This window comes from Microvirga makkahensis, from assembly GCF_009830105.1.
Lineage (GTDB): Bacteria > Pseudomonadota > Alphaproteobacteria > Rhizobiales > Beijerinckiaceae > Microvirga > Microvirga makkahensis.
Genome location: NZ_WURB01000010.1, coordinates 52,086 through 72,741 on the forward strand (window position 1 = coordinate 52,086; position 20,656 = coordinate 72,741).

The window sequence follows — 20,656 nt, forward strand, 5'->3', positions numbered from 1 at the left end:
GCCTGGCCTTCGGGATCAACCCGGGTGATGGGATCCAGGTCCCTTCCGAAAGGAGGCGACGTTAAGGCCTAGTTTACCCTTGTCGCCCAGCATCGCGGGAGCGATTCCCTCAAGACGCGTCCGCCGCATGCCCCTCCACCGCTTCTTCGCAGACGACATCCGTGCCCTTCGCCAAGGCGCGGCCGGACTCGTCGCGGGCTCCGAACGGGAGAGGACGGCTCGGCTCGCCGACCGGGCGGCGCGCTCGGACCTGCCCGTCCTGATCGAGGCTGAGCCGGGAAGCGGCGCCAAGGATCTGGCCAAGGCGATCCACGCGAGCGGAGAGCGCAAGGCCCGCTCCTTCGTCGCCTTCCCGACAGACGAGGCCCTTTCCGGAACAGAGCCCCTGGAGGCCGTCCTTCTCCGCCACATGAGGGAAGCCCATGGCGGCACGCTGTTCCTCGACAACGTCGAGCGCCTGACCGGGAAAGCGCAGGAGCGCCTGGTGGACGTCCTGTTCCGGGAAGCCGGTCCGCGCGCGGGCCGCCGCCCCGATATCAGGTTCATCGCCAGCGCGGACTTCGACCTCTCGGGCAAGGTGCACGAAGGCCGGTTCCGGCAGGATCTCTATCACCGCCTCCAGGCTGTGACTCTCTCCTTGCGCCCATTGAGAGCCAGGAGAGAGGCCATCGCCGAATGGGCCCGTTTCTTCGCCGGGCGTTTCGGGGCGGACGAGGGCAGGACGGTTCGGGGGTTGTCCGCGGAGGCGCTGGCCCTGCTTGCCCGCTATGACTGGCCGGGCAATCTCCGGCAGCTCGAAAATGCGGTCTATCGCGCCGTCGTTCTGGCGGACGGAGCTTTTCTGACTCCGCGCGAGTTTCCTCAAGTGGCCGCCCACGTGGAGGGCTTTCGCATCGACATCCCGCCGCTCCCGCCGGCGCGGATGCTTGCGCCCGTTCATGCGCAGGAACCTGCCGCGAAAGTCGAGCCGCATGCGTTTTCACTCATTCGTGAAAGCGGAGACATGCTGACATTGGCGGAGCTGGAAGAGCGCGCCATCCGCTTCGCCCTTGTGCATTATCAAGGACATATGTCGGCCATCTCGCGTCATCTCGGGATCGGCCGCTCGACCCTTTACCGAAAATTGAAGGAACTTGGCTTAAACGATGCAGCCGCATGACGTCTTCGTGCGTTAAGCGTGGCAGACGTGTGCCCGCACACTGACGAAATCATTTGATGTGGAGGATGCAACGTCCTCCAACCCCATTGCGTGAAGGAGATGGGTCATGCGTGATCTGCGCAAGACGGCATTGTGGCTCGGCCTGATCGGATCGGCCTCGTTCTTGTCTCTTTCCGCAACGGCGCAGACCATGACGAGCGATTCACCCGACGTCTCCCGGGCCGTTCCCGTACAAGCGCCTGCCGAGCCCGCATTCCGCAACGCGGATCCTCAACCTGCTCCGGCGCAGGAGAATTCGTCTCTCCGGGCCATCCCCTTGCCCGAGCCCGCACCGGTTCATCTCGATATCGTCGATCTGAGGCCAGAGCCCGCCATCGAGATTCCTCTGCCCGAAGCGGCCCCCGTCACGGTCCTCATGCAGCAGGACGTGCTGCGCATGACCGTCGAAGGAATGCTTGCGGACGATGCCATCATGCGCGACCTGCGCCTGTCTCCGAAGGAGCGCGAGGCCTTGAGGTCGTTCTATGCGCAGGCCGAGCGCCCACTGGCCTGGTCGCGTGACGGCGCCTTCACGCAGGCGGCCATGGGTGCGATCGCACGGCTGAAGTCCGCGGATGAGGACGGTCTGGATCCGACAGATTATCCCCTGCCCGACGTGACACTGCGCAAGGCTGCTTCTCCGGCGCAATGGGCCGAAGCCGATCTGAAGCTCTCCGCGTCCGTGATCCGCTATGCGCGCGATGCGCGGGGCGGACGCATCGAGCCTTCCCGCCTGTCGCCGCTGGTCACGCCGACCCTGACGCTCCCGGAGGCCGGCGAGGTTCTCAGGACGGTCGCCGTCGCAAGGGACGCGAATGCAGCGCTGGCCTCCTACAATCCGCCCCATGCGGAGTATCGAGCCCTGAGGGAGCAGCTCGCGGAGCTGCGCGCCAGCCATCCCTCCACACCGAGCGTGCGCGTCCCCAAGGGACCTGCCCTTCGGGTCGGCATGAGGGACCCGCGCGTCCCGCTGATCCGCGCCCGCTTCAACCTGAAGGACGAGAACGACAGCAACGTCTACGACAGGCGCCTGGCCTCGGCGGTGGCCGCCTTCCAGAAGGAGAAGGGCCTGCCCACCAACGGCGTTCTCACGGCGCGGACGGTGGCCGCCCTCTCCGGTCCGTCGCTGGCCCGGCGCGAGGCCGATCTGATCGCCAACATGGAGCGTTGGCGCTGGCTGCCTCAGGACCTCGGATCACGCCACATCATGGTGAACGTTCCCGAATACCGCCTGCGGTTCGTGGACGGCGGCGAGGTCGCGCACGAGACGCGGGTGATCGTCGGCAAGGAACAATCTCAGACGCCAGTCTTCTCCGAGGACATGAAGTACCTCGTGGTCAACCCGTCCTGGACGATCCCGCCGTCCATCATGAAGAAAGAGATTCTGCCCGGCCTCGCCAACGATCCGTATTATGCCGCGAGGAAGGGTTACAAGGTCATCCGCAAGAACGGCCGCCTCATCGTTCAGCAGCCCCCGGGCGAGCGCAATGCACTGGGATACGTGAAGTTCATGTTCCCGAACCGGCACGCCGTCTATCTGCACGACACTCCCAACCGCAATCTCTTCTCGTCCGCCAAGCGCGCCTTCAGCCATGGCTGCGTGCGCGTGGAGAAGCCCTTTGCGCTTGCGGAGATCATCATGGGTGAGGACAGCAAATGGACTGAGAAGAGATTGCGCGGCCTGATCGGCAAAGGCGAGCGCACGATCTTCCTGCCCAAGCCGCTTCCGGTGCACCTGACTTATTTCACCCTCAGGGTCGACGAGAAGGGCTCCCTCAAGTCCTTTCCCGATCTCTACGGCCTGGACCAGAAGGTTCGAACGGCCCTGAACCTCGCGCGCTAGCCATCTCGGCGAGGGCCTCGACCATCGGCCCATGAGCGCCCCTCATGTGCACACGATATTTCCACACGATGCGTCGGCCCGTCTTTTTGCGCGGCACTTAACCTGAAGGTAACCGTCCTCGGCAAAGATCCTTTCACTATAAGCGATTACCGCATTCCCCGAAGTGCGGCGAGTGAGACGAGTATCCCAGTGAGAGTATTGCGTTCGGACGGCTTGGCGCGTCGCGCCGGCATTGGTCTTGCGGCCTTTCTGGCCGTCATGGTCGGCGGCGTACGCGGCACGCAGGATGCCATCGCCAACGGCGACACGCGCACCCTGACCTTCTATCACAACAACACCAAGGAAACTCTCACCGTCACGTTCCGGCGCAATGGCCAGTACGATTCGGCCGCCCTCCAGCAGCTCAACTGGTTCCTGCGCGACTGGCGGCGGAGCGAGGCGACCCGTATGGATCCGCGCCTGTTCGACACGGTGTGGGAAGTCTACCGGGAGGTGGGCTCGAGGGCGCCCGTCCACGTGAACTCGGCCTATCGCTCGCCCCGGACCAACGCCATGCTGCGCCGCCGCTCCAGCGGGGTGGCCAAGAACAGCCAGCACATGCAGGGCAAGGCTCTCGACTTCTACCTTCCCGACGTGTCCGCGGCCCGTCTGCGCGCCGTCGGCATGAAGCTTCAGAGAGGCGGCGTCGGCTACTATCCCAACGCCTATACGCCTTTCGTGCATCTGGACGTCGGCAGCGTGCGCGCTTGGCCGCGCATGACCCGCGACCAGCTCGCGCGCATCTTCCCCGACGGCAAAACGGTGCATATCCCCGCCGACGGCAAGCCCCTGCCGGGCTACGAACTTGCCCGGGCCGAAGTGCTCGCCCGGGGCGGCTCCGTGGCGGGCTACAGCGCCTATGCGGATGCCGAAGAGGCCCTCGCCGCGCAGCAGCCGCGCCGCAAGAGCTTCTGGGCCACCCTCTTCGGCCTCGGCGACGACGAGGCGGAGGACGTGGAGGAAATCCGCACCGCGTCACGTCCCAGCAGCACGCTCATGGCGTCCCGCAGCGCCGCCGGCGGCTATTATGCGGATGACGGCAATGCGTCGCCCATGGCGGCCCTGCGTCAGTACGAGAACAGGAATGCGCCGGCCGCGCGCCGGCCTCCCGCGCAAACCCCCGTGGCGGTGGCGCAGGCGCGGCCCGAGCCCCCGCCGGCCCCTTCGGTCATGGCCGCGATGGCGCCGGCTTTGCGCGAGGATCTTTCGCCGCCTGCGGCGGCTCCCCTGCCTCCCACCCGGATCAGCGGCCCGCCGAGCACGGTCGAGACAGCAAGCGGCCCGACGCTCGCCTGGCAGCAGGGTCCGAGCGCGCAGAGCGACCTGTCGATCGGCAAGGGCATGGCCTTTGCGCCGCTGCCGCCGCGCCGCCCGGGCGCGGGGACGGATGATGCAGCCGAAGCCACTGTTCTCGCCTATGCGCCTCTGCCGCCGGCTCGCCCCGGCTCGCTCGCCGCGACGAATCCGATCCCGGTGCTGAGCGAATTGCGCGGCTCGGCGGAGACCATGGTGGCAAGCTCCGCGCCCCTGCCCCCGCCCCGTCCCGACCGCGCCATCGTCGTGGCCGCCGCAAGCCCCGTCGATATTCCCGTCACCGGCTCGACTCCGAAGATCCCGGCGAAGAATACGAAAGCAGGCATGGCTGCGGCACCCGAGATCAAGGCTCCTCCGACCAAGGCGCCGCAGAAGCCGGTGACCGCGCTGAGCGCCCTGATGTCGGCCGAGCCCAGCATCCATATGGGCTTCTCCAGCAAGCCCGTGGGGGACCTGGCGACGAACAGGTTCACGGGTCCGGCGGTCAAGCCGCTGCCGGTGGTGAGATGAAGAAGGAAGGGCCCCATCCGGGGCCCTTTTCATGTCAGTCGCCGTGCCGGCGGCTGTAGCCGTTGCGCGGCGGGGAGGTCCATCCGGCGGGCGCGGCCTTCGGTTCGTAGATCTCGACGAGCAGCGGATGGCACGCGGCCGCATCGCTCGAATGCTCCGAGCTGCAATCGCCGCCGGGACAGGCCGACAAGGCGCCGAGGAGATCGATCTCCGCGAAGAACTCGAGATAATCGCCCGGGCGCACGGGGCTCGCCTTCATGAAGTACTGTCCCGTGTCGCGGGTGAAGCCCGTGCACATGAAGACGTTGAGCACATCGTGCACCGCGACCTCCACCGCCTCGCGCGGGCGGCCGACCCTGTCGGCGAGCGCGCGGGTGAGGTTCGAGTGGCAGCAATGGTGATATTCGTGGCCGGAGAGGAGCTTGTGCGTATAGGGATCGCAGCGCGTTCCGATCACGTCGTGCACGGAGCCGCCGAACTCGTCGAACCCGTACCAGTCGAGCGTATCGTACGTGATGGTCGCCATGGGCCGCAGGTAAGGCAGACATGACCAGAGCTGGTCTCCGGTGGACAGATGCGTGCCGTGAAGCGCGCGCGTCTTGCCGGAGAAGAAGCGCTCGTCGAGGTCCTGCGCCGCCCACAGGTTCAGGTCTCCGACCTGCGGCCCCTCGATGCTGACGATGCGAAAGAAGAAGCCGGCCGGCACGGAGAAGCAGCGCGCCTCGCGCGGCGGAACGACCACTTCGTCCACCTTCCTCCAGCCCTCCCGCGCCGTCTGGTAGGCGACGAGATCCGGCCTTGGAAGAGTGTCGACCGGATAGCAGATGACCGGCGGGATCCTCCGGCGCTCCCCCGCGTCCTGGGGCTGAGTGACTTCGTTGCGCGCTTTCTTCATGCATCTCTCCTGGCGATCCGCTGGCCGTCGCCACGATATAGGAGGACGGCGCAGACGGCGACAACACAAGAGTTCGGCGACAAGACCTTTCGCCGGAGCCCGAATTCCTGTTCCATGGCAGCGGAACCAGGATCGCACGATGACGAACGCAGAGATCTCCCCACGCCTGCTCGAAGGCTATCCGCACCGGACCTCCGCCGAAATCCGCTACGCGGATCTCGACCGGCAGGGGCATGTGAACAACGCGGTGTTCGCAACCTACTCGGAGATCGGCCGGGTCGCTTTCATGTACGATCCCGACCGTCCCCTCGCCCCTCCGGGCACGAGCTTCGTGATCGCCCGGCTCGTCATCGATTTCCGGGCCGAGCTGTTCTGGCCCGGCACCGTCGAGATCGGCACGGGAATTCTCAGGATTGGCCGAAGCTCCTTCACGCTGGCGCAGGGCATCTTCAACAAGGGACGCCTAGCCGCGACCGCAGAGTGCACCATCGTCCTGGTCGACGGGCGGACGCGCCGCTCGACGCCGCTTCCACCCGAGACGCTCGCGGCTCTGGAGCGGCTTCGCCTGCTGGATCCATCGCAGACGTGAGCCCCCGCATAGAGCCCATTGCCGGTACCCCCTCCGGGCCTCCTTCCCCCCCTTTCGCCCTATGGCTCGTCTGCTTAAGGGTGATCGATTTGCGCGTTCCACGGCTCTAGACATCACGCGTGATGCGTGGAGCAGGCCATGGATGACGAGGATGACGACCGACTTCTCGAGATTCAGCCCCGATCGCCCGCTACCGACGATCTCGCCCGAGCCATGGATTGGATCGGCCTGTCGGCCGCCGTGGGCATGATCGTATTCGCGGTAGTCCTCGCTGCGTGACCGATTCTCGCAGGATGGCTCCCGCGACCGAAAAGTCAGCCCTCCCCCAGGCTTTGCCGCGTTCCGGACCGGAACCTTGACCTCCCCCGGCAATTCCTAACCCAATATACCTCCGAAACGAGCCCGATCAGGAGCGGAACTCTGTGGACGCGCTCTTCAACCAGGCGACAGTCGGCCTTGCTGAGTGCGATCTGAGCGGGTGCATTCTGCGTGCGAACGACTATTTCTGCGCCATGCTCGGGCGCAGCCGCGAGGAGCTGCTCGGGCGGCACCTCAGCGACATCGTTCATCCGGACGATCTGCCGCGGACCGAAGCGCTCCTCGCCGGGCTGATGACGGAGGATCGGTACGAGGTCGAGAAACGCTACCTGAAGCCGGACCGTTCGATCGTCTGGACCCGCAGCGCCGCGAGCCTCATCCGCAACGAGAGGGGCGAGCCCGAGAAGGCCCTGGCCGTATGCGTCGATATATCCGGCTACAAGGAGCTCGAACTGAGCCTGCGGGAAAGCGAGGAACGCTTCCGCCTGCTGGCGAACTCGGTGCCTGATCTCGTCTGGGTCAGCAATGCCGACGGCCAGGTCATCTATACCAGCGATCGCTGGACCAAGTACACGGGACAGCCAGCGGACGAAGCCCTCGGCGAGGGGTGGCTCAGAACCGTTCATCCCGACGACGTCGAGCAGACAATGAAGATGTGGGCGGATGTTCGTGCCCGCGGCGCTCCTTACGAAACAGAGATTCGTTACCTTCGTCACGACGGCGTCTATCGCTGGCACGTCGTCAGGGCCAATCCTTACCGCCACTCCGAGAGCGGCGAGGTTCTGGCCTGGTTCGGCTGCTCCACGGACATTCATGCTCGCAGGCTGGCCGAAGCGACATTGCGCGAAAGCGAGCAGAGGCTTCGCGCCACTTACGAACAGGCGGCAATCGGGATCGGCGAAATCGACACGAAGGGCCGTTTCCTTCGAGTCAATGAGCGGCTTTGCGCGATCAGCGGCTATGATCGCAGCGAACTGCTCGCCATGTCCCTGGAGGATATCACGTATCCGGAGGACTTGAGTGTCGAGGCCGAGATGTTCCGCAAGCAGATGTCCGGAGAGATCGCGTCCTACGCCCTCGAGAAGCGCATCATTCACAAAGGTGGGCACCCCGTCTGGATCGGGGTTTCCGCCTCCCGGGTGGACGACCTGAACGGGCGCCCCCTCTACGGCATCCGGGTCATTCGCGACATTTCGGCCAGAAAGCACGCGGAGGCGAGTCAGGAACTGCTCATCAACGAGCTCAACCATCGGGTGAAGAATACGCTCGCGACCGTGCAATCCATCGCGCGGCAGACCCTGCACAATGCGCGCACGCCAGCGCAGGCTGTGGAGGATTTGGAAAGCCGCCTCCTGGCCCTGTCCCGGGCCCACGATGTCCTGACTCGCGAGAACTGGGAGGGTGCGCGCCTCTCGGACATCGTTGAGCAGGCCATCGCGCCCTACCTGAACCGGGGCAAGGGCCGTTTCCAGGTGAAGGGGCCGGAGACCCGCCTGACACCGCAGCAGGCACTCGCCCTCGCCATGGCGCTCCAGGAACTCGCCGTCAACGCCGCCAAATACGGCTCCCTGTCCAACGACGAGGGCCTGGTGAGCATCGAATGGTATCATGAAGAGGCGGCGGACGGCCTGCACCTGCACCTCACCTGGCAGGAAAGCGGCGGTCCGCCCGTGGAGCCCCCGACCCGGCGGGGCTTCGGCACGCGGCTCATCGAGCGCAGCCTCGCCCGCGAGCTCGATGCGCAGATGAAGATCGATTTTCTGCCGGAAGGAGTCGTCTTCACAGCGGACATCCCCGGCCTGGGCAAGGCGGCCTAGAGCATCGGACTCGAAAAAGGTGGGATCCACTTCGGGGTCCTATCCGATGCTCGATCCTTGAAAGCGCATCGCTCATGCGGACAAGCGGGTCCACTTTTTCGCACGCTGCGCTGGCCCCCAGCGGCATTCATGATCCGGTCGATGCCGATCGCGGGTTTCACGAGCCTTGAGGCTGATGATCCCGGCCGGGGGATGGGACAAGGTTCAAGGCTTCAGGATTCGGAGGCTTCCGACGTGACCCTGACCGGCCACGCGGCAAGCAGCTCAGTCATTTGCGCCGCAGGCATAGGCCTTGCATAGAAATAGCCCTGAGCGCTGTGACAGCCCATCGTGCGCAGCCGCAGCGCCTGCCCTTCCGTTTCCACACCCTCCGCGGTGACGTGAAGGCCGAGACTGTGGCCGAGGCCGATGACGGCCGCTACGATGGCGGCGTTATCATCGTCATGCTCCAAATCGGCGACGAAGCTGCGATCGATCTTGATGTGGTCGACGGGAAACCTCTTGAGATGGATCAACGACGCGTAGCCCGTTCCGAAATCGTCAAGCGCGATCCGGACATCGTGCTCATGAAAACGCTCCAGAATATGGGATACCAAGCCGAATTGTCCGTCGAGCAAAACCTTTTCGGTCACCTCAACCTCGAAACGGTCCGTGGGCACCTTCACCAGATTGAAAACGCGAATGACATCGTCGGCCAAATTCGGCTGGTTGAACTCCACGGAAGAAAGGTTGAAAGCCACGCGGCCGAATTCGCATCCTCCATCCAGCCATCGGCGCATATCGGATGCGATCTTTCCGATCAGCCTCTTGCCGATCGCGGGCGCCAACTCAGGATCGTCGAAGACCGCCTCGAAGACGCTGGGCGTGAGAATGCCTTTGTCCTTGTGCTGCCAACGGGCAAGTGCCTCGAGACCGACGATTCTCCCGCTCGAAAGGCAGATCTTGGGCTGATAGAAGGGGACGAATTGGTCGTGGGAGATCGCCTCCCGCATGTCTCGTCCCAGCGCCAGGCGATGCTCCGTGAGCAGCCGCATCCCGGGATCGTAGGTCACGACGCGGCCTCTCCCCTCCGCCTTGGCGCGGTACAGCGCGATGTCGGCATCCTTCATGAGCTCCACCGGCTCGGAATCATGATCCGGATAGGCGGCAACGCCGATGCTGGCTCGGTTTATCAGGGTTCGCCCTGCATACGTGAACGGCTTGCGCAGCCTCCTGAGGATGATTTCCCCCAGATTGGCGGCATGGCTCAACCGCAAGGGCTCCACCACCAGCACGGCGAATTCGTCTCCGCCGAGCCGGGCAACCGTGTCCTGCTCGCGCATCATCACCGACAGGCGGTCCGCCGTTTGCTTCAAGAGCATGTCGCCGGCATCGTGGCCGAGCGTGTCGTTGACATCCTTGAAATCGTCGAGGTCGATCATCAACAGGCTGACGCTGGTGCCGTTCTCCTTGGCTTCCCCGAGGGCCTGTTCAAGGTAGCGCTGAAAGAGGACGCGGTTCGGCAGCCCTGTGAGTCCGTCGTGATTGGCGGACCGCCACACCTTCTCCTCCGCCGCCTTGCGGTCGGTGATGTCGAACGTGACGCCGACCACACGATTGGGACCGGCCCTCTCTCCACGGGAGGCCAGCCACAGCGTCTTTCCGCTCGGAAGGGTGTACCGGAACTCCATGGTGTCGCTGCCGGTGGCGCTGATCTTCTCGATGAACTGATCCCGCGCGAGCCGGTCCTCGGGCGGAACCCTCTCGAGAAATTCCGACAAAGGGCCGGAGTCGATTCCAAGCAATTCGATGGAATTGACTGAACGCGTGACATAGCCCGTATCGAGATCGTGCTCCCAGGCGATCATGCGCCCTGCCTGCATTGCCAGCCTCAGGCGTTCTTCCGTCGCGAGAAGCATGTCTTCGGACAGCTTGCGCTGTGTCACGTCCTGAATCATTCCGACCTTGCGGATCGGCTGCCCGTTGTCACCGAGCACCATTCTGACGCTGGATTCGATCCATCGCACCTGTCCGCTGTCCGCGCGGACGATCCGGAACATGCTGTTGTACTGCGGGCCCTTTCCGGGCACATCGGCGAAGGCCTTGCCCCTGACATCGGCAAGATCGTCGGGATGAACGCGCGCGAAGAAGTGCTCGATGGCAGCGGGAACGTCCGGCGTGAGGCCCAGGATGTCCCATATCTCGGCAGTCCACTCCACTGAACCGGTGACGAGGTCCAGATCCCAGATACCCGCGGAGGTGGTCTCGGCGGCAAGACGCAGCCGCTCCTCGCTGGTCCTCAACGTGTTCTGAGCCCGCCTTTGATCATGGATATCCGTGATCGTCCCGACCCACTCCCGCACCGCACCGTCGGCGTTCTTCAACGGGATGGCTCGCGACAGGACCCACCGATAGTCACCGCTTCTGTGCCGGACCCGAAATTCCTTCTCCGCCACCTGGCTCGAGGACAGGGCCCCGCACCAGACCGACGTGACGGCCTCGTAATCTTCGGGATGGACCACATTCAGCCAGCCATGGCCCTCGTATTCTTCAGGCTCCTGTCCGCAGAATTCCTTCCAGCCCCAGCCTCGCAGGATCCGTCCGTCCGGAGAGGCACGCCAGACCATGGAAGCGGTGGCCTCGACGAGCGCACGATACCGCTCCTCGCTCTCGGCGAAAGTCTGCTCGGCCTCTTTCCAGGCATGAATGTCGGTATAGGTGCCGACCCAATGCTCGATTCTGCCCTGTGCGCCGCGAATGGGGCTGGCATGGCACAAGACCCATCGATGCGCGCCGGAGCGATGGAGGAGCCGGTGCTCGAATTCGCAGGCCGCCCCTGTCTCGAGAGCGTTCTTCCAGGCTGCGAGAGCGCCCTCCCGATCGTCCGGATGAACAAGGTCAAGCCATGCTTCTCCAGGGGCCGATCGGGATAGACCGGTGAATTCATGCCACCGCCTGTTATGATGAACGCTGTGATCGTCAACACAGAACAGCCGGACCATGTGAGGCATCGCGTCAATGGCGATCTGAGGCGCCGCTCCGCTCAGCTGGGCGCGCGCCTCGGCAATTTGACCCTGCTCCATCACCGAAAAATCTTCAAAACTATGCTATAACAGGCCACATATAGGGAAATATGGAATTTGTCACATACGACGATAGCATTCCCAAATGAAAGAAAGGCTAAAGACGTGACCGACGCCACGAGCCGATGGGATTGCCGGCTCGAGCGCGGCACCGTGGTGAAGAAGGGGGACTTTATCACACGTCTCGCAGGCATGCCGCGCATTGCGTCTGGCGAAGCTCGTGGAAACAACGCCGGTCCAGGATGGTTTTCTCGGAATATTGAGTGAGATCAAAACGGACGGCCGGCTTCTCGGGCGTGTTCATCAAATGCGCAGAGGATGGGGCGTTGGCTTGGCGCCGAATTGACCCGCGCCACAAGGGAGACGAGCATGTCCTTCAAGGATCTACTGGTTCTCGGAGGAGCCGGCACGGAACCGGCCCGCACGTATGGGAAATGGCTTTCGGGGGTGACCGGCGCCTGTCTGACCGGAGCGATTCCGGTCGTCGGGTCCTCCCTTCCGTACGGTATCCAGGCCGAGTTGCCGGACGACATCGTTGCGCGCATCAGGGATGATGCAGAGGCATCGGCAACCAAAGCCATTCAAGACTTCATGAATACCATGCATGAAAGCGGGGCGAAGGCGGAGACCATCAGATTCGATGCCGCTGCCGGGGATATAGGCTATCCCTTCAGTCGAGTGGCACGCTGCTTCGACCTCAGCATCCTTTCTCAACCCGATCCGAGCGGCCTGGATACGACGCCCATCATCGAGGCCGCTTTGTTCGGCTCCGGCCGTCCCCTTGTCATCGTGCCCTATATCCGGACGCGCCAGGAGATCAAGACCGTTCTCGTCGCTTGGGATGGCGGCGTGCAAGCGGCCCGCGCAGCATCCGACGCATTGCCCCTTCTCATGCTCGCCCGCCACGTGCAAGTCGTCACGATCGGAGGAGAGGAGAACAGACCCCATCACTCGGTGCGAGATCTCGCCCGGCATTTGGCGCGACACGGAGTGGAGGTGGAGGTCAGGCTGCTTTGCGGGGGCGGGATCGATGTCGCCAACGTGCTTCTATCCCATGCCGCTGACAGCGGCGCCGATCTAATCGTCATGGGCGGCTACGGCCACTCGCGATTGCGGGAGCTCGTTCTGGGCGGAACGACCCGTGAGATCCTCCGCTCCATGACGGTACCCGTTTTCATGTCCCACTAGAGCGTCGAAGAGATAGCGCATCGTTTGGTGCGACCGAAGGGCCGCCTTAGTGGAAAACCGGGTCGAATTTTTCGCACGATGCGTTTGCGCATCCCGCTGACCCGAAGGGCCGCCCCGGCAAAAGGCGGAACCTGTTTTCCGCCCGCTCGCTCCGCGCCAGGTCATCACCGGCCTTGTGCCGGTGATCCCGGCCCGTCAAGCATCGCGCCCCTCGTATCGGGATGGCCGCGACCCGCTCATTCCGGACGTGACGATCCTTGAAGAAGGAACTTTCTCTGTTATCCGTAATCTTCCCCGCCTGTACGGCAAGGATACCGCTTGGAACCAACCTGGATCGGATGTGGAATGGTTTCGTTCTTTTCTCCCTATCGTCACGATTTCGTTCGTGTCGCCGCCTGCGTGCCGCAGATCGACGTCGCGAATCCTGACTTCAACGGGGAGCGTACGCTGGCGCTTCTTCGCCAGGGGGACCGGGAGCGCATCGCCCTCATGGTCTTTCCCGAGCTCGGATTGTCGGCCTATTCCATCGACGACCTCCTGCACCAGGACGCGCTGCTGGAGGCGGTCGAGCAGAGCATCGCCCGTCTCGTGGCGGAAAGCGCCGACCTTTTCCCCGCCTTCGTGGTCGGAGCGCCGCTGCGTTGGGAGAACCGGCTCTACAATGCCGGCGTCGTGATCCACGCCGGACGCATTCTTGGGGTCATTCCGAAGGCTTATCTGCCGAACTACCGGGAGTTCTACGAACGCCGCTGGTTCGCGCCGGGCGCCACGATCCGCGGACAGGAGATCCACGTTGCGGGCCATGCAACCCCCTTCGGCACCGACCTTCTCTTCCGCTCGACCGGCAGCTGCGGCTTTACCTTTCATGTGGAGGTCTGCGAGGACATGTGGGTTCCTCAGCCTCCGAGCACGGCGGCGGCTCTCGCGGGAGCGGAGATCCTTCTGAACCTGTCGGCCAGCAACATCACCATCGGCAAGGCCGAGGACCGGCGGCTCCTGTGCGGTTCGCAGTCCATGCGCTGCATCGCAGCCTATGCCTATTCGGCGGCAGGCCCGGGCGAGTCGACCACCGATCTCGCCTGGGACGGCCATGGCGGCATCTTCGAGGATGGCCTGCGGCTCGCCGAGACCGAGCGCTTCCCCTCGGCCTCCACCATGGCTGTCGCGGATGTGGATCTGGGACGCCTGCGGGCGGAGCGGATGCGGCGCGTCACCTTCGGCGATTGCGGACGTGTCCTGGATGTCGTCTCGACGGACTTCCGCACGATTTCGCTCGTCCTCGACGCGCCGGAGGAAGCCCTCCCGCTCCGCCGCCCGGTCGAGCGCTTTCCCTATGTTCCGTCCGATCCGGCGAAGCTCGCCGAGAACTGCTACGAGGCCTACAACATCCAGGTTCAGGGCCTGGCCAAGCGCCTCCAATCGACGGGCACCGAGAAGGTCGTGATCGGCGTTTCGGGTGGCCTCGACTCCACGCAGGCCCTCCTCGTCTGCTGCCGCGCCATGGACAAGCTGGCTCTGCCGCGCACCAACATTCTCGCCTACACTCTCCCCGGCTTCGCCACCAGCGAAGGCACGAAGGGCAATGCCTGGGCGCTCATGCGCGCGCTCGGCGTCAGCGCTGCCGAGATCGACATCCGGCCCGCGGCGCGCCAGATGCTGAAGGACATGGGCCATCCCTTCGCCGAGGGGCAGCCCGTCTACGACGTGACCTTCGAGAACGTTCAGGCGGGCCTGCGGACCGATTACCTGTTCCGTCTCGCCAACCACAACAGAGGCATCGTCGTCGGCACGGGCGACCTCTCGGAGCTGGGGCTCGGCTGGTGCACCTACGGCGTCGGCGATCAGATGTCTCACTACAACGTCAACGCCTCCGTTTCGAAGACCCTGATCCAGCACCTGATCCGTTTCGTCGCGGCATCCGGCGACGTCGACAAGGCAACGGCCGACATCCTACATGCGATTCTGGCAACCGAGATCTCGCCGGAGCTCGTTCCGCAGGATGCCGCGGGACAGCTTCAATCGACGGAAGCGATGATCGGACCCTATGCCCTGCAGGATTTCAACCTCTACTATCTCACCCGCTTCGGCTACCGTCCGTCGAAAATCGCCTATCTGTCTTGGCACGCCTGGAGAGACGCCGAGGCGGGCACATGGCCGCCGAACCTTCCTGCCGGCGCGCACAGGACCTACGATCTCGGCGAGATCAAGCGCTGGCTGCGCGTGTTCCTGTCGCGCTTCTTCACGAGCCAGTTCAAGCGCACCGCCATGCCGAACGGGCCGAAGATCTCGTCCGGCGGCTCTCTGTCGCCACGCGGCGATTGGCGCGCGCCCTCGGATGCAGCGCCGCAGGTATGGCTTGCGGAACTGGAGAGCAACGTTCCCGATGACGAGCCTGCGCCACCATGATCGCGCTCGCGGGTGAGCCCCTTCTGGCGGCGCGGGCCGTCTCGCGGCGCAACGCCACGCAGATCGCCGGAATGACGAGCACCGTGAGCGCCGTCGAGGACGCCAGCCCGAACAGCAGGGAGATCGCAAGCCCCTGGAACCGGGCCGGCGAACGCTCCGCGATGCGATCGGGACCTTCACGGGATGGATTGGACAAGATCGGGCGCCGCTCGAAACCGGCGTTCCGGCGTCTGACTGACGCCGCTGAGCTTTCGCACGGGCACGGCGATCAGCGGCGAACCGGATCCACGTCGCCGAAGAATGTTCTAGCGAGCCGGGCCCTTCCGACCCTTGGCAGATTTGGCCTGCCGGCAGAACAGGCTGTAGAGCGTGGCCATGAGCTGCTCGATGCGCGGATCGGCGATCCGGTACCAGATCGTTTGGCTCTCGCGCCGGGTGGCGACTAGCCCCTCGTCGCGCAGCTTGGCCAGATGCTGCGACAGCGCCGATTGCGACAGCCCCACCGCCTCCGCCAGCGTCGTCACGTTCGCCTCCCCCCATTCCACCAGCCGGCACAGGATCATCAGACGGCGCTCGTTCGCGAGCGTTCGCAGGATATCCGCTACTTCCGTTGCGTTAGCCTCGAATGCCGTTGGATCAAGATTGGGATGTGCCACGAGAGAGGTCCGATCAGTTGAGCCCCGCCTTGAATGATGAAGCGGCGCGGCAGGAAGGCACCGGATCCGGAACCGGATCCGGTGCAGGCCTGCGGCGCGGCAGGCGAAATCAGCCAACCATCCCGAGAGCCTGCATGTAGAGTTCGAGGATCGCCTCTTCCTCCTGGCGCTCGGCATAGTCGCGCTTGCGCAGGGCAACGATCTTGCGAAGAACCTTCGTGTCGAAGCCGTTGCCCTTGGCCTCCGCGTAGACGTCCTTGATGTCGCCGGCAATGCCGGCCTTCTCCTCCTCGAGACGCTCGATGCGCTCGATGAAAGCCTTCAGCTGATCGGCTGCGACGGATTCGGTGTTGAAAGCTGCGTCATCCATGATGAAGCCCCTTGAATTGATGGCGTTGAGGCCAGTGTTACGGTTCATTTGGTTGAAGGGGGTTTAATGCTCCGGCTTCGATTCCTCAAAGCGGCTGAGCTGAGAGGGGGACGCCTCCGTCTGGTAGCGCACTTTCCACTCGTCGTAGGGCATGCCGTAGACATGAGCGCGGCTCTCCTCCTTGGAGAGAGGCACTCCCCTGGCGTCTGCGGCATCCTTCAGCCAGTTCGAGAGGCAGTTCCGGCAGAAGCCCGCCAGATTCATCAGGTCGATATTTTGAACGTCCGTGCGCTCGCGCAGGTGCTCGAGAAGCCTGCGGAAGGCGGCGGCCTCCAGTTCCGTACGGGTCGCGGCATCGAGGTCCTTCATGAACCCTCCCCCTTCTTTCAGTGTTGGCGTAGGCGCTCGCGTGTGCGCGTCCCGAAGATCGTCGGCTTGCGCAACGCCGCCCGCGCCGCCAGCGGCTTCAAAAGCCGGGCGAAACGCCCGGCCCATTCCTCCGCCCCCTCGTCCGAGGCGATCAGGTCCTGCCGGATCTCGATCAAGGCATTGGCAAGCCCCCTGATCGTAGCGTGCCGGTCGACGGTGTCCCCTGCGAGCGCCCCATCATAGGGCTCGTTGTCGCCCACGACGAGTCCCTCCTCGGCCATGAGCCCCTCCAGGAGGGGCTTGGCATAGCGGTCGTCCGCATCCCAGAGGATGCCCACGTGCCAGGGTCGCGGCCAGCCGCGCCAGACCGGCGTATAGCTGTGCACGGTCACGACGGCCGGCGGATGGTCCGCCGCCATGGCCCTGTGGATGGCCTCCGAAACGGCGGCGTCATAGGGATCATAGAAGCGCTCGATCCGCCGTTGGATCTCCGCTTCGTCCACCTTGGCGTTGCCCGGCACAACCGCGCCGTCCGACAGGCGCATGACCAGAGTCGGGTCGTCCCGGCCCCGGTTGGGGTCGATGATGAGACGGGAGAACCGGGTCAGGATCGCCGGAGCCTTCAGACGGCGGGCGAGCGAACGGGTGACCGCGGCAGCCCCGATGTCATAGGCGATATGGCGCTGGAACTCGGAAGCAGGCAGGCCGAGATCGCCCAGATCCGGCGGCACCGCGTTGGAAGCATGATCGCAGAGGAGGAGAAGACCGGATTCGAGGGCACCCTCAATGATCTCGACGGGATGAGGCTCAAGGGCAGGCTCCGGGCTCTTGAGCGCGGCAGAGGAGGACATGGTGGAAGGGGAATAAACAACACGTTGATCGGCGGAGGAAAATCCTTACCCTGCACACCGCTCCCTGACAACGCGACCATCCGCGCAACAATCCGGCGAAACGAAGATGTCCTCTCTATCCACCTCGGCCCGGCCCGGGACCGGCTTTGCCACCGCATTCGCAGCCCTCTGCCTCGGTGCGGTGGCCATGGGCATTTCCCCCATCTTCGTCCGTTTCGCCTCCGCCAGCGTGGGAGGAGCGCCGGCCGATGTGGGCCCCTTCGCCAGCGCCTTCTGGCGGGTGTCCCTGTGTCTGCCGCTGCTTTACGCCTGGATGCGGATCGAGGAGAGGAAGGCGCCCGCCGACGCGCCGCGGGTTCGCTTTTCCAGGGCCGCCATACTGGCTGGTCTGGTTTTCACGGGCGACCTTCTGGTCTGGCACCTCGCCATTCTCAAGACCACCGTGGCCAACGCGACCTTCTTCGCCACCATGGCTCCGCTCGTGGTCGTGCTGGTGGTCTGGCTGGTGCTGCGGCAGAAGGTGTCGCGTGGCACCTTCTTCGGTTTGGGGCTGTGCCTTCTGGGCGGCACGGCTCTGATCGGGCAGAGCCTTCACGCCGATCCCGCGCGCCTGACGGGTGACCTTTTCGGCCTCGCCACCGCCTTTTTCTTCGGCCTCTACTTCATCGTCGCGAGCCGGGCGCGCAAAACCGCGGGCGCGGCGCGGGTGACCTTCGAAACGAGCCTCGTCACCGCCGGCCTTCTTCTCCTGGTAGCGCTCGCCTTCGAGAACCGCATCATGCCGCAAACCTGGCAGGGCGCGGCGGCGCTGTTCGCCATGTCCTATGTCAGCCATGCGGGGGGACAGGGCCTGCTCTCCATCGCCTTGGGGATCCTGCCCCCGATCTTCTCGTCCCTCGTGATCTTCCTCGAGTCGATCGCGGCGGCTGTGTTCGGCTGGGTGATTCTCGGCGAACAGCTCACTTTGATCCAGAGTCTCGGCGGAGCATTGATTCTGCTGGGGATCTGGGTGGCCCGGCCGGAGAGTTGAGCCGAGATGCCGAGGACCGGACCCTCTTCGAACAAAGGGGAGAATTGCCCATCAAAGGCGGTTCGAGGCGGGCCGGGGAGTTTTTAGCGGATGAAACGTCGTCCGAAGCGCCTTTTAGTCTTGATGCCATGCGTCTTCTGGCCGACAAGGATCCGACATAGACTTGAACCATTGTGCGATTTCATTCCTGATCTGCTGACTGAATCGACATCCATGAAGATTCCGATCCTCCCCCCGGCCTCTCGCAGGCAGCGAAGCCTTGCGCTGATGGCGTGCCTGCTCGGCGGCGCTTTTCTCGCGGCCTCTCCGGCACAGGCTGATTTGCGCCTGTGCAACATGACATCGAGCCGCGTGGGGGTGGCGCTCGGCTATCGCGATCCGCAGGGATGGGTGACGGAAGGCTGGTGGAACCTGAACGCCCGCGGCTGCGAAACCCTGCTCAAGGGACAGCTCAGCGGCCGCTTCTATTATATCTACGCCATCGATTACGACCGCGGCGGTGAGTGGAGCGGCCGCTCCTTCATGTGCACCCGTGAGCGGGAATTCACGATCCGCGGCACGGAAGATTGCCTCGCACGGGGCTTTGATCGCAGCGGCTTCTTCGAAGTCGATACCGGTGAACAGAAGAGCTGGACCATCCAGCTCACAGAGGCGAACCGCCCAGGGGGGACACAGCCATGAGACGCTCACGGCGTACGAAAATTCTCGCAACGCTCGGTCCGGCCTCCGAATCCCAGGAGATGATCGAAAAGCTGTTCGAGGCGGGCGCGGACGTGTTCCGCCTGAATATGAGCCATCTGCCGCGCGAGAAGCTGAAGGATCGCGTGGCGACGATCCGTGCGGTGGAAGCGAAGTTCAAGCGCCCCATTGCAATCCTGGCGGATCTGCAGGGTCCGAAGCTGCGCGTGGGCGCTTTCGAGGGCGACAGCGCGATGCTGGAGCCGGGCCAGACCTTCACCCTCGACGCCGACATGGCGCCTGGCGGCAAGAATCGCGTCCACCTCCCCCACCCGGAAATCCTGTCCTCCCTCGAGCCCGGCCATACGGTGCTCATCGACGACGGCAAGCTGCGCCTTCGCGTCAAGAGCGTGAAGCAGGGCGCCGCCGCAACGACCGTCGAGATCGCGGGAAAGATTTCGAACCGCAAGGGCGTGAGCCTGCCGGATACGACCATTCCCGTCGCCGCCATGACGGACAAGGACCGCTCGGATCTCGAGGCCGCCCTCGATGCGGGCGTCGACTGGATCGCGCTGTCCTTCGTGCAGCGCCCGGAGGATGTGGCCGAGGTGAAGAAGGTCGCGCGCGGGCGCGCCCTCGTCATGTCGAAGCTGGAGAAGCCCCAGGCCATCGCGCGCCTCGACGAGATCATGGAGATTTCGGACGCCGTCATGGTCGCCCGCGGCGATCTCGGCGTGGAAATGCCGCTCGAGAAGGTGCCCGGCATCCAGAAGCGCATCGTCCGCGCCGCCCGTCGCCTGGGCAAGCCCGTGGTGGTGGCGACCCAGATGCTGGAATCGATGATCACTTCGCCGGTGCCGACGCGCGCCGAGGTTTCGGACGTGGCGACCGCCGTCTATGACGGTGCGGATGCGGTGATGCTCTCGGCCGAAAGCGCCTCGGGCCAATACCCCATCGATGCGGTGGCCACCATGAGCCGGATCGCGGAGGAAGTGGAGCAGGACCAGAATTACTGGTCGATCATGCGCACCCTCAACACCGAGCCGGAGGCGACGGGCTCGGATGCCATTGCCGCAGGCGCGCACCAGATCGCCGACACGCTCAACCTCAAGACCATGGCGGCCTGGACCTCCTCGGGCTCCACGGCATTCCGGATCGCGCGCGAGCGCCCGAACTCCACGGTGATCGCCCTCACGCCCAGCCAGGACACGGCGCGCCGCCTCGCTCTGGTCTGGGGCGTGCACTCGATCCGCACCAAGGACGCCAGCGACATCGACGACATGGCTTTCCGCGCATGCAAGTTCGCCGTCCGGGAAGAGTTCGCCGACGTGGGGGACCGCATCATCATCGTGGCGGGCGTTCCCTTCGGCACCCCGGGCGCCACCAATATGGTGCGCATCGCCTTCATCAATCAGGAGCACGCCGCCCAGGCATAAGGCGCGGCCAGTCCTCCCGAGAGAACGACACCCTACCCGTCATGGCCGCCCCCGGACCTGATCCGGGGATCAGCCCCGGCATCCCGA

At 64.6% G+C, this 20,656-nt stretch carries 17 protein-coding genes; 11 read left to right on the forward strand and 6 right to left on the reverse strand.

All coding sequences use genetic code 11. From position 1 onward, the window contains the following. The first annotated feature begins 127 nt into the window (after window positions 1-127). The 3 genes from GR328_RS15035 (at window position 128) to GR328_RS15045 (ending at window position 4,904) form a co-directional block, all read left to right on the forward strand. Complete coding sequence (locus GR328_RS15035; protein WP_160885344.1) at window positions 128-1,159, forward strand: sigma-54-dependent transcriptional regulator; 1,032 nt, start codon at window positions 128-130, stop codon at window positions 1,157-1,159. Window positions 1,160-1,265: 106 nt separating this feature from the next. Further along, window positions 1,266-3,041 (forward strand): L,D-transpeptidase family protein, encoded by a 1,776-nt coding sequence (locus GR328_RS15040; protein ID WP_160885345.1) that lies wholly within the window; start codon window positions 1,266-1,268, stop codon window positions 3,039-3,041. A gap of 189 nt (window positions 3,042-3,230) precedes the next feature. Next, the gene (locus GR328_RS15045) at window positions 3,231-4,904 is read left to right on the forward strand and encodes a peptidoglycan L,D-endopeptidase MepK (RefSeq protein ID WP_343039395.1); all 1,674 of its coding nucleotides are present in this window, start codon (window positions 3,231-3,233) and stop codon (window positions 4,902-4,904) included. Window positions 4,905-4,938: 34 nt separating this feature from the next. Here GR328_RS15045 and GR328_RS15050 read toward each other — a convergent pair whose 3' ends face one another. Continuing rightward, complete coding sequence (locus tag GR328_RS15050) at window positions 4,939-5,799, reverse strand: urea carboxylase-associated family protein (protein WP_160885346.1); 861 nt, start codon at window positions 5,797-5,799, stop codon at window positions 4,939-4,941. Window positions 5,800-5,938: 139 nt separating this feature from the next. Here GR328_RS15050 and GR328_RS15055 point away from each other — a divergent pair, with 139 nt between their 5' ends. The 3 genes from GR328_RS15055 (at window position 5,939) to GR328_RS28280 (ending at window position 8,523) form a co-directional block, all read left to right on the forward strand. Next, window positions 5,939-6,388 carry an acyl-CoA thioesterase gene (locus tag GR328_RS15055; RefSeq protein WP_160885347.1) on the forward strand — a complete coding sequence of 150 codons (450 nt, stop codon included), beginning with the start codon at window positions 5,939-5,941 and terminating at the stop codon, window positions 6,386-6,388. Window positions 6,389-6,526: 138 nt separating this feature from the next. Beyond that, window positions 6,527-6,667 carry a hypothetical protein gene (locus GR328_RS15060; protein ID WP_160885348.1) on the forward strand — a complete coding sequence of 47 codons (141 nt, stop codon included), beginning with the start codon at window positions 6,527-6,529 and terminating at the stop codon, window positions 6,665-6,667. 143 nt (window positions 6,668-6,810) lie between these two features. After that, window positions 6,811-8,523 carry a PAS domain S-box protein gene (locus tag GR328_RS28280; protein WP_160885349.1) on the forward strand — a complete coding sequence of 571 codons (1,713 nt, stop codon included), beginning with the start codon at window positions 6,811-6,813 and terminating at the stop codon, window positions 8,521-8,523. Window positions 8,524-8,735: 212 nt separating this feature from the next. On the opposite strand, the gene GR328_RS15070 is transcribed toward GR328_RS28280, so the two are convergent. After that, window positions 8,736-11,585 (reverse strand): sensor domain-containing protein, encoded by a 2,850-nt coding sequence (locus GR328_RS15070; protein WP_160885350.1) that lies wholly within the window; start codon window positions 11,583-11,585, stop codon window positions 8,736-8,738. A gap of 369 nt (window positions 11,586-11,954) precedes the next feature. Between GR328_RS15070 and GR328_RS15075 the strand changes: the two genes are divergently transcribed. Both GR328_RS15075 and GR328_RS15080 read left to right on the forward strand, forming a co-directional pair. Beyond that, window positions 11,955-12,773 carry a universal stress protein gene (locus GR328_RS15075; RefSeq protein ID WP_160885351.1) on the forward strand — a complete coding sequence of 273 codons (819 nt, stop codon included), beginning with the start codon at window positions 11,955-11,957 and terminating at the stop codon, window positions 12,771-12,773. 345 nt (window positions 12,774-13,118) lie between these two features. Then, window positions 13,119-15,179, forward strand: a complete 2,061-nt coding sequence (locus GR328_RS15080; protein WP_160885352.1) for an NAD(+) synthase — start codon at window positions 13,119-13,121, stop codon at window positions 15,177-15,179. A 305-nt stretch (window positions 15,180-15,484) separates the two neighbouring features. Here GR328_RS15080 and GR328_RS15085 read toward each other — a convergent pair whose 3' ends face one another. The 4 genes from GR328_RS15085 to GR328_RS15100 form a co-directional block, all read right to left on the reverse strand. Further along, window positions 15,485-15,835: a metalloregulator ArsR/SmtB family transcription factor gene (locus GR328_RS15085; RefSeq protein WP_160885353.1), complete on the reverse strand. Its 351-nt coding sequence runs from the start codon at window positions 15,833-15,835 to the stop codon at window positions 15,485-15,487. A 109-nt stretch (window positions 15,836-15,944) separates the two neighbouring features. Then, window positions 15,945-16,205 (reverse strand): DUF2312 domain-containing protein, encoded by a 261-nt coding sequence (locus GR328_RS15090; RefSeq protein WP_160885354.1) that lies wholly within the window; start codon window positions 16,203-16,205, stop codon window positions 15,945-15,947. A gap of 63 nt (window positions 16,206-16,268) precedes the next feature. Next, window positions 16,269-16,574, reverse strand: a complete 306-nt coding sequence (locus tag GR328_RS15095; RefSeq protein WP_160885355.1) for a DUF1244 domain-containing protein — start codon at window positions 16,572-16,574, stop codon at window positions 16,269-16,271. A 17-nt stretch (window positions 16,575-16,591) separates the two neighbouring features. Continuing rightward, on the reverse strand, window positions 16,592-17,425 hold the full coding sequence (locus GR328_RS15100) for an N-formylglutamate amidohydrolase (protein WP_160885356.1): 834 nt from the start codon (window positions 17,423-17,425) through the stop codon (window positions 16,592-16,594). 106 nt (window positions 17,426-17,531) lie between these two features. Between GR328_RS15100 and GR328_RS15105 the strand changes: the two genes are divergently transcribed. The 3 genes from GR328_RS15105 (at window position 17,532) to pyk (ending at window position 20,569) form a co-directional block, all read left to right on the forward strand. Next, window positions 17,532-18,455, forward strand: a complete 924-nt coding sequence (locus GR328_RS15105) for a DMT family transporter (RefSeq protein ID WP_160885357.1) — start codon at window positions 17,532-17,534, stop codon at window positions 18,453-18,455. Between the two features lie 267 nt (window positions 18,456-18,722). After that, window positions 18,723-19,136, forward strand: coding sequence for a DUF1036 domain-containing protein (locus GR328_RS15110; protein WP_160885426.1), 414 nt, complete (start codon window positions 18,723-18,725; stop codon window positions 19,134-19,136). Further along, window positions 19,133-20,569, forward strand: a complete 1,437-nt coding sequence (pyk, locus tag GR328_RS15115) for a pyruvate kinase (protein WP_160885358.1) — start codon at window positions 19,133-19,135, stop codon at window positions 20,567-20,569. Before GR328_RS15110 ends, pyk begins: the two co-directional genes overlap by 4 nt. Window positions 20,570-20,656 lie beyond the last annotated feature (87 nt).

Coding starts and splice junctions, on each gene's coding strand:
- GR328_RS15035 (WP_160885344.1), top strand. CDS start 128: ATGCCCCTCCACCGCTTCTTCGCAGACGACATCCGTGCCCTTCGCCAA.
- GR328_RS15040 (WP_160885345.1), top strand. CDS start 1,266: ATGCGTGATCTGCGCAAGACGGCATTGTGGCTCGGCCTGATCGGATCG.
- GR328_RS15050 (WP_160885346.1), bottom strand. CDS start 5,799: ATGAAGAAAGCGCGCAACGAAGTCACTCAGCCCCAGGACGCGGGGGAG.
- GR328_RS15055 (WP_160885347.1), top strand. CDS start 5,939: ATGACGAACGCAGAGATCTCCCCACGCCTGCTCGAAGGCTATCCGCAC.
- GR328_RS15060 (WP_160885348.1), top strand. CDS start 6,527: ATGGATGACGAGGATGACGACCGACTTCTCGAGATTCAGCCCCGATCG.
- GR328_RS15070 (WP_160885350.1), bottom strand. CDS start 11,585: ATGGAGCAGGGTCAAATTGCCGAGGCGCGCGCCCAGCTGAGCGGAGCG.
- GR328_RS15075 (WP_160885351.1), top strand. CDS start 11,955: ATGTCCTTCAAGGATCTACTGGTTCTCGGAGGAGCCGGCACGGAACCG.
- GR328_RS15080 (WP_160885352.1), top strand. CDS start 13,119: ATGGTTTCGTTCTTTTCTCCCTATCGTCACGATTTCGTTCGTGTCGCC.
- GR328_RS15090 (WP_160885354.1), bottom strand. CDS start 16,205: ATGGATGACGCAGCTTTCAACACCGAATCCGTCGCAGCCGATCAGCTG.
- GR328_RS15095 (WP_160885355.1), bottom strand. CDS start 16,574: ATGAAGGACCTCGATGCCGCGACCCGTACGGAACTGGAGGCCGCCGCC.
- GR328_RS15100 (WP_160885356.1), bottom strand. CDS start 17,425: ATGTCCTCCTCTGCCGCGCTCAAGAGCCCGGAGCCTGCCCTTGAGCCT.
- GR328_RS15105 (WP_160885357.1), top strand. CDS start 17,532: ATGTCCTCTCTATCCACCTCGGCCCGGCCCGGGACCGGCTTTGCCACC.
- GR328_RS15110 (WP_160885426.1), top strand. CDS start 18,723: ATGGCGTGCCTGCTCGGCGGCGCTTTTCTCGCGGCCTCTCCGGCACAG.
- pyk (WP_160885358.1), top strand. CDS start 19,133: ATGAGACGCTCACGGCGTACGAAAATTCTCGCAACGCTCGGTCCGGCC.